Origin of the sequence: Faecalibacterium faecis (assembly GCF_040096475.1) — a bacterium.
In the GTDB taxonomy this organism is placed as follows: Bacteria; Bacillota; Clostridia; order Oscillospirales; family Ruminococcaceae; genus Faecalibacterium; species Faecalibacterium taiwanense.
Map to the genome: position 1 here is coordinate 25348 of NZ_JBBMEP010000015.1, position 12673 is coordinate 38020.

The 12673-nt window shown below is 58.2% G+C and carries 10 protein-coding genes; all 10 read left to right on the forward strand.

Annotated features, from left to right (window positions below):
• Window positions 1–168 precede the first annotated feature (168 nt).
• A complete protein-coding gene (locus WMO17_RS08995; protein ID WP_154256143.1) occupies window positions 169–1011 on the forward strand; it encodes a DegV family protein in 843 nt (280 codons plus the stop codon).
• Between the two features lie 134 nt (window positions 1012–1145).
• Window positions 1146–2687: a cardiolipin synthase gene (gene cls / locus WMO17_RS09000; protein WP_349137929.1), complete on the forward strand. Its 1542-nt coding sequence runs from the start codon at window positions 1146–1148 to the stop codon at window positions 2685–2687.
• A 76-nt stretch (window positions 2688–2763) separates the two neighbouring features.
• Window positions 2764–3798, forward strand: coding sequence for a hypothetical protein (locus tag WMO17_RS09005; RefSeq protein ID WP_349137930.1), 1035 nt, complete (start codon window positions 2764–2766; stop codon window positions 3796–3798).
• A gap of 231 nt (window positions 3799–4029) precedes the next feature.
• On the forward strand, window positions 4030–4869 hold the full coding sequence (locus tag WMO17_RS09010; RefSeq protein WP_154261026.1) for a transporter substrate-binding domain-containing protein: 840 nt from the start codon (window positions 4030–4032) through the stop codon (window positions 4867–4869).
• Between the two features lie 170 nt (window positions 4870–5039).
• Entirely contained in the window at window positions 5040–5684 is a 645-nt protein-coding gene (locus WMO17_RS09015) for an amino acid ABC transporter permease (protein ID WP_005938622.1), read from the forward strand.
• A 21-nt stretch (window positions 5685–5705) separates the two neighbouring features.
• Window positions 5706–6488, forward strand: a complete 783-nt coding sequence (locus WMO17_RS09020) for an amino acid ABC transporter ATP-binding protein (RefSeq protein ID WP_298637563.1) — start codon at window positions 5706–5708, stop codon at window positions 6486–6488.
• 192 nt (window positions 6489–6680) lie between these two features.
• The gene (locus WMO17_RS09025) at window positions 6681–8054 is read left to right on the forward strand and encodes an MATE family efflux transporter (RefSeq protein ID WP_349137931.1); all 1374 of its coding nucleotides are present in this window, start codon (window positions 6681–6683) and stop codon (window positions 8052–8054) included.
• A 493-nt stretch (window positions 8055–8547) separates the two neighbouring features.
• Window positions 8548–10770 (forward strand): SF1B family DNA helicase RecD2, encoded by a 2223-nt coding sequence (recD2, locus tag WMO17_RS09030; RefSeq protein WP_332376398.1) that lies wholly within the window; start codon window positions 8548–8550, stop codon window positions 10768–10770.
• Window positions 10771–11123: 353 nt separating this feature from the next.
• Window positions 11124–12149, forward strand: a complete 1026-nt coding sequence (locus WMO17_RS09035) for a rod shape-determining protein (protein ID WP_005941460.1) — start codon at window positions 11124–11126, stop codon at window positions 12147–12149.
• Between the two features lie 163 nt (window positions 12150–12312).
• Window positions 12313–12672, forward strand: a complete 360-nt coding sequence (locus WMO17_RS09040; RefSeq protein ID WP_097782221.1) for an OadG family transporter subunit — start codon at window positions 12313–12315, stop codon at window positions 12670–12672.
• Window position 12673: the final 1 nt, after the last annotated feature.

Consider the following 12673-nt stretch of genomic DNA (forward strand, 5'->3'; position numbering starts at 1 on the left):
GGATTTTTAAAACTTTTGAAAGAATGCATAAAATCCCTTGACAGGTTTTTGAAAAACTGCTATGATGTCTGCAGTGAACCGAAAAACCATGCAGGCGGAAGTGCGTGTAAGGCACGGAAAATAAAAAAATGACCTGCTATCACAAAATAGATTTGGAGCGTGCATTTTATGAAAACCAAGATCGTTGTGGATTCTTCGTCCAGCCTGTATGCCCTGCCGGGCGTGGATTTTGCCTGTGTGCCGTTGAAGATCGTCACGGATGAACAGGAATATCTGGATGACGGTACTCTGGATGCTGTGGGCATGGCCCGGTCTCTGCGTACTTACAAGGGCAAGACCAGCACCTCCTGCCCCAATGTGGCAGACTGGCTGGCTGCTTATGAGGGTGCGGAGCAGATCTTTGTTGCCACCATCACGGGCACACTGTCCGGCAGCTACAATGCTGCACTGCTGGCAGCGGAAGAATACAAGGAAACGCACCCGGAGGCCCGTGTTTTTGTTCTGGACAGCCTGTCCGCCGGGCCGGAGCTGCGTCTGCTGGCAGAGCGTCTGCGGGATCTCGTCCGGATCGGGATGGAGTTTGACGAGATCTGCGAGGCAATCTTGGCTTACCACAAGCACACACATCTGCTGTTTTCGTTGGAATCGCTGGCCAATCTGGCCCGCAATGGCCGTGTGAAGCCTGCTGTTGCCGCTGTGGCACGGATGCTGGGCATCCGGGTCATTGGTCAGGCCAGTGAGAGCGGCGAGCTGGAGGTGCTGTGCAAGACCCGCGGCGAGCACGGAGCACTGGAACGCATCGTGCTGGAATTGAAGAATCACGGCTTTACCGATGGCAAAGTGCACATTGCCCACTGTGATAACCCGGAAGCTGCCAAGCGCCTGAAGCTGATGATCCACGCGGTGTTTGCAGGGGCGCAGGTGGATGTGGCCGAGTGCGGCGGCCTGTGCAGCTACTACGCTGAGCAGGGCGGCCTGATGGTGGGCTATGAGGATGGAAAAACAGAGTAAAAGAGTTTTTGATATTGCAAGCAAGCCGGGCCTGCGGGTCTGGCTTGCTTTTTTTGAACAACGCAAAACTTGAAAAAGTTGTAAAACCGCGCTATACTTACACATAATTATAAATGGGAAAGGAGGGCAGGCCCATGCTTTTTCGTTCACCGGTCGTGCGCTTTTTCAGCCGCATTCTGAACCGCGTCACCATCACGGTGGTGTTGGTGGCATTGCAGCTGCTGTGGCTGTGCTGGGTGGCGTTTGCCATCACCACCGGCACGGGCCGCGTGTGGGTGAACGGCCTGCTCAACGCACTGAGCCTGCTCATCGTCCTGTACCTTGTGCGCAAGGATGAGAACAGCGCCTACAAGGTGGGCTGGATCGCGCTGATCGGCATTCTGCCGCTGCTGGGCGGTGCGCTGTATCTGGCCTTTGGCAACAAACGCCCGGCCAAGCGTCTGCGCCTGAAAATGCAGGCGGTGGAGGATGCCCACAAAAAAGACCTTGTACAGGAGCCGGGTGTGCTGGAAGGTCTGGATGCCCGCGAGCAGGGGCAGAGCCGATATGTGGCAAAGTACGGCCCCTATCCGGCGTGGCAGAACACTCACACGCAGTATTTTGCCTGCGGCGAAGCCATGTATCCGCAGCTGCTGGCCGATCTGGAAAAGGCTGAAAAGAGCATCTTTCTGGAATTTTTCATCGTGAGCCACGGCTGCATGTGGAACGGCATTGAAAAGATCCTGCGCCGCAAGGCTGCGCAGGGCGTGGATGTGCGCCTGATCTACGATGATTTTGGCAGTCTGCTGGGTCTGCCCGCCGATTTCATCGTGCGCATGGAGCGGGCGCACATCCGCTGCATCCCGTTCAACCCGGTGGTGCCGCTGCTCTCGCTGGTGATGAACCACCGCGACCACCGCAAGATCGTAGTCATTGACGGTACGGTGGCCTACACCGGCGGCGTGAATCTGGCAGATGAGTATATCAATGCGGAGCAGCGCTTTGGCTACTGGAAGGATGCAGCCCTGCGTGTGGAAGGCGATGCCGCGTGGAACTTTACGGCGATGTTCCTCAACTTCTGGAACGCCTTCCGCCCCAGCGAGACGGATTATGATGCATTTCGTCCCATGCCGCTGGTGACGCCGGTATCGGACGGCATCGTGCAGCCCTACGCGGACAGCCCACTGGACGAGGAACCGATGGCCGAGACGGTGTACCTGAACATCCTTGCGCAGGCACAGCGGTATGTTTATATCTACACGCCCTACCTTGCCGTGGGCGAGGAAATGCTGGACGCACTGAAAAACGCGGCCAAGCGCGGGGTGGACATCCGGCTGGTGCTGCCGGGCATCCCGGACAAAAAGCTGGTGTTCCGGCTGAGCCGGTCGTACTATCTGCCGCTTTTGAGGGCAGGTGTACGCATTTACGAATATACGCCCGGCTTTCTGCATGCCAAGTGCTGGGTAAGCGACGATGTAACTGCCGTAGTGGGCAGCATCAACATGGACTACCGCAGCCTGTTCCTACACTTTGAGTGCGGTGTACTGCTGCAAAAGAACAGTCAGGTGGCAGTTCTGCGGGACGATGTACGGGCCACGCTGCCGCAGTGCCGCGAGATACAGGTGACGGAATGCCGCACCAGCCTGCCCGGCACGGTGCTGGACAGTGTGCTGCGGCTGCTGAGCCCCTTGATGTGATAAAAACTCCCTTTCCGGGTAAACTAGCCCAAAAGCCCCTTTACGATGGGGGCAGGAAAGGGAGCGTTTTATTATAATGAAAAAGATACCTCGCATGATCCTGGGCTGCACGCTGGCGGCAGCTCTGGCCCTGACCGCCTGCAGTCGAAGCGATTCCGGTTCCTCCGGCAGCATGAGCACGAACATGGGCGGCAGTTCATCGCAGACGGGGCAGGCGGGCCAGAACGCCGCATACCGCACCGGCCTTGGCATCCTGACCGAAGCGTCTGATCAGGAACGCGCGGGCAAGATCGATACCATCGCAGCTGCCGTTCTGCTGGATGCCGAGGGCAGGGTGGCAGATGTGATGCTGGACGAGGTGGAGATCTCGGTCACGGGGGACAGCACCGGCAAGGTGACGATGCCCACCGACGATCGCACCAAGCGCCAGAAGGGCGACGATTACCCGCTGGCGGCGGTGTCCTCGCTGAAAAAGGGCTGGGCAGAGCAGGCGGATGCCTTTGGCAACTATCTTACCGGCAAAACCCCGGATGAGGTGAAGAAGCTTGCCACCGACGATGACGGCAAGCCGAAGGATGCTGACCTGCTCTCCACCTGCACCATTGCGGTGGACGGCTATCGGGATGCTGTGGTGCGCGCCTGCGAGAATGCAAAGGCAGTCGGCTCGGCCCGCGGCGACCGCGCTGTGCTGGGCGTGTCAGTGCGCAATGACACCAAGGAACTGACCGCCGACGATGACCACGATGTGACCGCGCAGGTGGACATCACAGTGACAGCCCTGACGCTGGATGCTGACGGCCGTGTGACCGGTGCAGTGGCGGATGTGGCAGAGCCTGCCCTTACCGTGGGCGCGGATGGTACGGTGTCGGCACCGGAGATGGTCAAAACCAAGGTGGAACTGGGCGACAGCTACGGGATGCGCGGGGCATCCAGTCTGGACAAGGAATGGTACGAGCACAGCGAGGGCTGGTGCGATTACCTGAAGGGCAAGACCCGTACTGAGATCGCAGGCATCCCGGACGATGGTTCGGATGCCGACCTTGCGGCACTGTGCACCATCTCGGTGACAGAGCTGCAGAAGGCTGCGCTGGCGGCGTTTGCGGAAGAGTAAAGCAGAGAAAAGAGGGAAGGCGCAAAGCTTTTCCTCTTTTCTTTGTGCAACCAGACCAAAGAATTGGCGCAGAAAAGCCTTGAAAAAGACGAACTGCACTAACTTTTGCATTTCCTCTTGCCAAATGGCTGCAAACGCGCTATTCTATAGTCACAGTTTAACACTTTAGCATGATAAAATGCTAAACCGAGAGGGAGCACATTTGGGAAACAAAAGAGGGAGGAACCTTTTATGAAACGTCTTGTCTCTGCTTTTCTGGCTGGTGCCATGGCACTGAGCCTTGCCGCCTGCGGTGGTGCCGCATCCACTTCCACCGTGGCATCTTCTGCCTCTGCATCCGGGAGCGCAGCCGCCTCCGAGACCGCAGCCAGCGATCTGGACTACATCAAGGAAAAGGGCAAGATGGTCATTGGCTACACCGTCTATGAGCCGATGAACTACACCGATGCCGACGGCAACTTTACCGGTTTTGATACCGAGCTGGCAACTGCCGTGTGCGAAAAGCTGGGAGTCGAGCCGGAGTTCGTGGAGATCAACTGGGATACCAAGGTGGTGGAGCTGGATGCCAAGAGCATCGACTGCATCTGGAACGGTATGACCCTGACCGATGACATCATGGCCAACACCGCCACCACCAAGGCCTACGCCAAGAACGCACAGGTCGTGGTCGTGAAGGACGGCACCGACTACAGCTCCACTGCGGATCTGGTGGGCAAGACCGTGGTTGCCGAGGCTGGTTCTGCCGGTGAAGCCGCCATTGAGGGCGACGAGAACCTTGCACAGGCCGATTACGTCTCCAAGAGCGTGCAGACCGACTGCCTGATGGAAGTTGCCGCAGGCACTGCTGATGCCGCTGTGCTGGATCTGACTCTGGCCAACGCCATGATCGGTGAGGGCACTGACTATGCAAGCCTGAAGATCGTGGACGAGCTGAACGCTGAAGAGTACGGCGTGGCCTTCCGCAAGGGCAGCGATGCCGCCGCAGCTGCGGATGCCGCCTTTGACGAGCTGAAGGCCGACGGCACCATGCAGGCTCTGGCCGACAAGTACGATCTGGCTCTGGCCGACTGAGTTCTATAAGAATGTAATTACTCCTTCCGTCATCGCTGCGCGATGCCACCTCCCTCGGTGAGGGAGGCTTTTTGTTGCCGATATGCGTGAGGCTCCCTCATTGAGGGAGCTGTCACCGAAGGTGACGGAAGGAGTTCAAAAAACGGATTGATGGGTGTGTTCTTGTGTCTGTGATTCTGAGTCGCCTTTCCGGCGCGTTTCTGCTCAACTGTGAGCTGTTCGCTCTGACCCTGCTGTTTGCGCTGCCGCTGGGTCTGGTGGTGGCTTTCGGCTCCATGAGCCGGTGCAAGCCGCTTTCCGGCGCGGTAAAGACCTTTGTGTGGGTCATCCGCGGCACGCCGCTGATGCTGCAGATCATCGTGATCTACCTTGGCCCCGGCCTGCTGGGCATGAATAACCCTTGGCCCTCCGGCTCCGGCGGACGCATGGTGGCGGCGGTGGTGGCTTTTGCCATCAATTACGCCTGCTACTTCTCCGAGATCTACCGCGGCGGCATCGAAGCCGTTCCCAAGGGCCAGACCGAGGCCGGTCAGGTGCTGGGCATGACCAAGACCCAGATCTTTTTCAAGGTGACGCTGCTGCAGGTGGTCAAGCGCATTCTGGCCCCCATGGGCAATGAGGTGATCACCCTCGTCAAGGATACCTCGCTGGCAAACACCATTGCCAACAAGGAGATCATCATGATGGCCAAGGAGTACAGTGCAAAGGGCTTGATCTGGCCGCTGTTCTCCACTGCCATCTTCTTCCTGGTGTTCGTGGGTGCACTCACCCTGCTGTTTGGCTGGGCCGAAAAGAAATTGGATTATTTCCGCTGATGAAAGGGAGGAAATTGGATCATGGCACTGCTTGAAGCCTCCGGCATCGGCAAAAACTTTGGCGATACCAAAGTACTCAAGGATATCTCACTCACGCTGGAACAGGGCGAAGCGCTGGCAATCATCGGCTCGTCCGGCTCCGGTAAGACCACCCTGCTGCGCTGCCTGAACTTTCTGGAACGGCCGGACACCGGCATCATCAAGGTGAACGGCGAGACCATGTGGGACGCTGCCGACCCCGCCACCCAGCGCGAGAGCGAGATCCGCAAAAAGCGGCTGCACTTTGGTCTGGTATTCCAGAACTTCAACCTCTTCCCGCAGTACACCGCCCTGCAGAACGTAATGCTGGCGGGTGAACTGCTGGCGAAGGAGCGCCCGGACTACAAGGCCAACAAAAAGGCCATCCATGCCGAGCTGGAACAGCAGGCACAGGAACTTCTGGCCCAGATGGGCCTTTCTGCCCGGGCAGGTCACTACCCGCACCAGCTTTCCGGCGGTCAGCAGCAGCGCGTGGCCATTGCCCGCGCACTGGCTCTGCACCCGGACATTCTCTGCTTCGACGAGCCGACCTCGGCCCTCGACCCGGAGCTGACCGGCGAGGTGCTGCGCGTCCTGCGCGACCTTGCCGACCGCAAGACCACCATGATCATCGTCACCCACGAGATGCACTTTGCCCGTGATGTGGCCGACCGCATCATGTTCATGGATGGCGGCGTGGTGGTGGAGGAAGGCCCCGCCAAGCAGCTCATTGAGCACCCACAGGAGGAGCGCACCAAACAGTTCCTTTCGCATTACGGAGAATAAGCAAAATCACCAATTCTTGCGGAAAAAATTTGGAAATGTTGATGCAATGCAAATCTTGTAAATCCTGCGTCACTCCACTATAATATCATTCATGAATGTACACGACGTCCTGTCCCTTTCCGGCAGGGCGTTTTTCACGGCAAAAATCACGACATCAAGCCGGTTCCCAGTGTGGCAGGAGGATTTTATACTATGACAAAGGATATGACCCAAGGCAGTCCGCTCAAGCTGATCCTTGCGTTTGCGGTGCCGCTGATGCTGGGCAGCCTGTTCCAGCAGTTCTACAATCTGGCCGATACCATCATCGTGGGCCGCTTTGTGGGCGTGGAAGCGCTGGCCGCTGTGGGCAGCGTGGGCGGTTTGAACTATCTGGTGCTGGGCTTTGTGAACGGCATCGCCTGCGGTTTTTCCATCCCCATCTCGTGGACTTTCGGCGCAAAGGACTACAAGGAGATGCGCCGCTACACTGCCAACACCGTGTGGCTTTCCATCTTCTTTGCGGTGGTGCTGACCATTGTCACTGTGGCGCTGACCCGCTCGGTGCTGGTGTGGACGAACACCCCGGAAAACATCATCGACCTTGCGGATATCTATATCCGCACCATTTTTGCAGGCATCCCCTTCACTCTGCTTTATAATGTTACCAGCGCGCTGATGCGTGCGCTGGGCGACAGCAAGCGCCCGCTGTATTTCCTGCTGGTGGCAAGCTTTTTGAACATCGGGCTGGATCTGGTGTGCATCATCATGTTCCATATGGGGGCATTCGGTGCGGCATTTGCCACTGTGGTCAGTCAGGCTGTGGCGGGTCTGGGCAGTCTTTTGTACATCCTGCGCCACTACCCGGAGCTGCGCTGGAGCAGGGAAGAGGGCTGTTTCAGCCTGACCCACTGCGCAAAGCTGTGCAGCATGGGCATTCCCATGGGCCTGCAGTGCAGCATTACGGCCATTGGCAGCGTGGTGCTGCAGGGTGCGGTGAACGGTCTGGGCAGCGACATCGTGGCCGCGCAGACCGCCGGCGGCAAGGCGGCGCAGTTCCTGTGCGTGCCGCTGGAGAGTATCGGCACAGCGATGACCACCTATGCCAGCCAGAATATGGGCGCAAAGGACCTGGACCGTGTGGACCGGGGTGTGTACACCGCCCTCGGCATCGGCTGCGTGTACAGTGTGGCTTCCTTCCTCATCCTGCGCGTGACGGATAAGCTGCTCATCGGCCTGTTCCTGGATGCCAGCGAGACCGCCATTATGGCCAATGCCCAGAGCTTCATCTTCTGGAACAGCGTATTCTACATCCCGCTGGCGGTGCTCATTATCTACCGCTACACCATTCAGGGTCTGGGCTTCTCCGGCCTTGCCATGTTTGCCGGTGTGGCCGAGATGATCGCCCGCGCCATGGTGGGCTTCTGGTTCGTGCCGCTGTGGGGCTACTTTGCGGCCTGCATCGCAAGCCCGGTGGCATGGTTCTTTGCCTGCTTTTTCCTCATTCCGGCCTACTTTGTGGTGCGCAAACGCCTGCAGAAGGAAATGGACATCGAGAAGGAACACGATGCCCGCACCGCAAACGCTTAAAGAATGTTCGCAAGCTCTCCTGCAAAGGGGAGCTTTTTTGCTGTTCGGGCTGTAGAGTAGGCCGCGTGCTGGGAGCTTTCTCCGCGAACAGCCCGGAACCCACGGTTCCGCCCCTGTGCTTACGCACGGGGCCCCACTTCCCGGACATTCGCTGAAGAAACTCCCAGCCCTTGGTTTCAGGGAACTTTATCAGGTGCTACTGTGGGAGCGTTATCTGAGAAAGTTACTGATTTTGAACGATATGACGATTAAAAAGCAACTTTGTCAATGTGACAAGGTTGCTTTGTTCTGAGAAAGTTCCAACTTTGCCAAATGTCCGAACTTTGTCAAGTTGACAAACATCGAATTTATGACGTAGATGGGTTGTTAAATTGGAAGTTTGTCGGATATTTCTCCACGGTAGAGCTGCACTGCAGTCTGCCCGGATGATTTACAAATCCCGCCAAAAGCGTTATACTGCTTATGATTGTGTAATTTGGCAGGAGGTGAGCGCATGGCAGAGCAGCAGCTGGAACAGATCGAGGGCACCGTGGAGGACATCATCTACGAGAACACCGACAACGGCTATATGGTGTTCGAGGTGTCCGGCGGCGGTGTGGTCACGGTGGTGTGCGGCATTGTGGGCGAACTGCACGCGGGCGAAAGCGTGGTCTGCCGCGGCCGCTACGAGAACCACGCCACCTATGGCCGCCAGTTCCACGCGCAGGAGTGCGAGACCGACATGCCCAAGGATCTGGAAGCGGTGTACGCCTTCCTTGCCAGCCGGTCACTGCCGTACATCGGGGCCAAGACGGCGGATAAGATCATCGACCTGTTCGGTGCCCAGGCGCTTGAGGTGATCGCCAACGACCCGGCCCGGCTCACGCAGGTGCCCGGCATCTCGGCGGACAAGGCCGACCGCATCCAGCAGGAGTTCAAGCGGATGTTTGGGATGCGGGAGCTGATCGCCTATCTGGCGCAGTTCGAGATCAGCCCGCGCCGCGCGATGGAGGTGTTCCGCACCTTCGGCCCCGGGGCCATGCAGGCCATTGCGGCAAATCCATATCTGCTCTGCGGCGAACCGCTGCAGCTGGATTTCCGCCACGCGGACAGCATTGCCCAGTATTACCACATGGAAGGCGACTGCGCCCAGCGGCTGGAAGCGGCCCTGCTGCGCACCCTGCGCCACAACGCGGGCAACGGCCACACCTGCCTGCCGCGCACCCAGCTGCTGGAAACGGCATCCAATTTTATCCATCAGCCGCCGGAAAAGCTGGCTGCTGCGCTGGACGAGTGCATCCGCACCGAAGAACTGCGGGTGAAGCTGTTTGACGGCACACCGTATATTTATCTGCCCGACCTGCTGGAAGCCGAGGAGGACATTGCTGCCCGGCTTGCCATGCTGACAAAACGGGGCAAGAATACCGCCCACGGGCTGGATAAAAACATTCAAATTCTGGAACTGACGCAGGGCTTTGCCTATGCGCCCCTGCAGAAGGAAGCCATCCGCAAAGCCATGACCGAGAACTGCCTTGTGCTCACCGGCGGCCCCGGCACCGGCAAGACCACCACCGTCAACGCCATTCTGCAGCTGCTGGAAGATCAGGCGGAACGGGTGGCCCTGTGTGCGCCCACCGGCCGCGCGGCTAAACGGCTGAGTGAGCTGACCGGCCGCAAGGCCAGCACCATCCACCGTCTTTTGGAGGTGGACTACACCGGCGGCGTGGTCAGCTTTATCCACAACGACAAGAACCTGCTCAAGTGCGATGTGGTCATTCTGGACGAAATGAGCATGGTGGATGTGAAGCTGTTTCAGGCCCTGATTGCAGCGCTGCGCTACAGCTGCCGCATTATCATGGTAGGTGATGCCGACCAGCTGCCCAGCGTCGGCCCCGGCAATATTCTGGGCGAGATCATCCGCTCCGGGCTGGTGCCCACCGTGTGCCTGAACGAGATCTTCCGGCAGGCAAAGCGCAGCCTGATCGTGGAGAACGCCCACCACATCATCTCAGGTGAACCGCTGCAGAAGGGCGGTAAGACCGACGACTTCTTCTTTTTGGAATCGGATGGCGATGCGGCCCAGCGGTTGGTGTGTGATCTGGTCACCACCCGCCTGCCGCGCAGCTACGGCTTCGATCCGATCCGGGACATTCAGGTGCTGTGCCCCACCAAGCTTGGCCCTACCGGCACACAGGCACTGAATGTGGAACTGCAGAACCTGCTGAACCCGGAACAGACGGGCAAGCCCCAGCTGCAAAGCGCCGCCCGGGTGTTCCGCGTGGGCGATAAGGTGATGCAGGTGCGCAATAATTACGAGATCATCTGGAACCGCATTGGCGGGGAGCAGGGCGTGGGTGCCTACAATGGCGACATCGGCATTGTGGAGAGCATCAACACGCGGGATCGCTCCATGGTGGTGCGCATGGATGACAAGCGGCTGGTCTACCCGGCAGAAAACCTGGGCGAGCTGGAGATCGCCTATGCCATCACGGTACACAAAAGTCAGGGCAGCGAGTTCCCGGCGGTGATCCTGCCGGTGGCGCAGGTGCCGCCGCGGCTGTGCTACCGCAACCTGTTCTACACCGGCGTTACCCGTGCACGGAAGCTGTGCATCGTGGCGGGCCGCAGGGACGTTGTGAACCGCATGATGGGCAACATCCGCCAGAACCTGCGCTACAGCGGCCTTGCCTATCTTTTGCAGGCAGAGCTGCCGCCGGAACAGACGGAAGCAGAATAACTCCTTCCGTCACCTTCGGTGACAGCTCCCTCGGAAAGGGAGCCTCTGGCGAAGAGGAAAAGCTTTCTGCACTGCCAAAGCCTTCCTCCGGGAGACAGACTTCCCCCGGCCGGGACAGATTCTCCCCGCGCCGGGGAGAAATGTCACCACAGGTGACAAAGAGAGGAACAGATGTCACGTAAGTGACAAAAAGGGGAACAGGTGGATGCGAACAAAGTGAGCAGACGGAAGGAGTTCAAAACCGGTATACTTTTTACGGCAACTATGCTATACTGTAAGCTGGTATGATTTCCGGCCTGCATCAATAGGCCGTTGTTTCGATAGAGGAACCAAAGAAAGGAAAAAGAGAACTTATGGCACAGAACGATATCGGTATCGATCTTGGTACCACTACCATTATCATTGCGCAGGAGGGCAAGGGCGTTGTGCTCAACCAGCCCAGCGTTGTGGCAATGGATACCCGCAAGAAGACCGTGCTGGAAGCAGGCGATAAGGCCCTTGCTATGGTGGGCCGCACCCCGAACTATATTTCTGCCATCTTCCCGCTGAAGGACGGTGTGATCAGTGACCATACCATGACCCGTGAGCTGATCTGCCGTTTTGTCAAGCAGGTGTACAGCTCCCACATGGTCAAGCCCCGCGTGGCCGTCTGTGTGCCCGCCGCCATTACCGGCATTGAAAGCGATGCCGTGGTGGAGGCTGTGGTGGCCGCTGGCGCCCGTCAGGTGTACCTGATCGACGAACCCATTGCCGCTGCCCTTGGCTCCGGCATCGACATCACCCAGCCGGAGGGCCGCATGATCATTGATATCGGCGGCGGCACCACCGATATTGCAGTGCTTTCTCTGGGCGGCAAGGTCAAGGCCACCAGCGTGCGCGTGGCCGGCAACCACTACGACGAAGAGATCCTCAAGTTCGTGCGCAACAAGTACAGCGTTGCCATTGGCCAGCGCACCGCCGAAGAGCTGAAAAAGAACGTGGCCTGCTGCCCCCAGAAGACTGATTTCCACGAGACCATGGAGATCAAGGGCCGCAGCCTGCTCACCGGCCTGCCGGTGCGTGTGAATGTTTCCACTGACGACCTGTACGACCCGGTCATGATGCTCAGCGAGCAGATCGGCACCGCGGCCCATCAGGTGCTGGAAAAGACCCCTCCGGAACTGGCAGGCGATATCTTCCGCAATGGTGTCATGCTGACCGGCGGCGGTGCACAGCTGCACGGCCTTACCGAATACCTGAGCGAAGAGCTGAAGGTGGAGGTGACGGTTTCGCCCGATCCCGTCAACTGTGTGGCACTGGGCACTGCCATGAGCCTTGGCCTGAACGACAAGCTGGAAACCGGCTTTTTGGATGCAACGCCCCGCATTGGCCGCAGATGACCAAAGCTGCACCATTTATCCATGAATCTGAACAAAAGCGCCAAAAAGAAAAAATATCTATTTTTGTTGAAATAAATTGGAAAATAAGGTATAATGTACCCAAATTGATTTTCTGCTGACGATCTTGTATCGGACGCAGTATACAAGAAACAGGAGGAAAACCATGGATTTAGGTTTTGACGTGGTCGTTACCATTACCGGCATCGTACTGGTGTTCTTGATCCTTATCCTGCTGATGGCGATTATCACGCTGGAAGGCAAGATCTTCGATTCGATGAACGCAAAGAAGAAGGCTGCCAAGGAAGCCGCCAAGGCTCCCGCTGTACAGCCCGCTGCACCCGTGCAGCAGGCCGCAGCTGCTCCCGCTCCTCAGGTGGAAGAGGGCATTCCCGGTGATGTGATCGCCGCCATTATGGCAGCAATCCATGCAATGGGCAACGGCAAGTACACCCTCAAGGCTGTGCGCCGCAGCAAGAACGGCTGGGGCAATGCGGGTGTAAACGACACCACCGCACCGTTTTAAC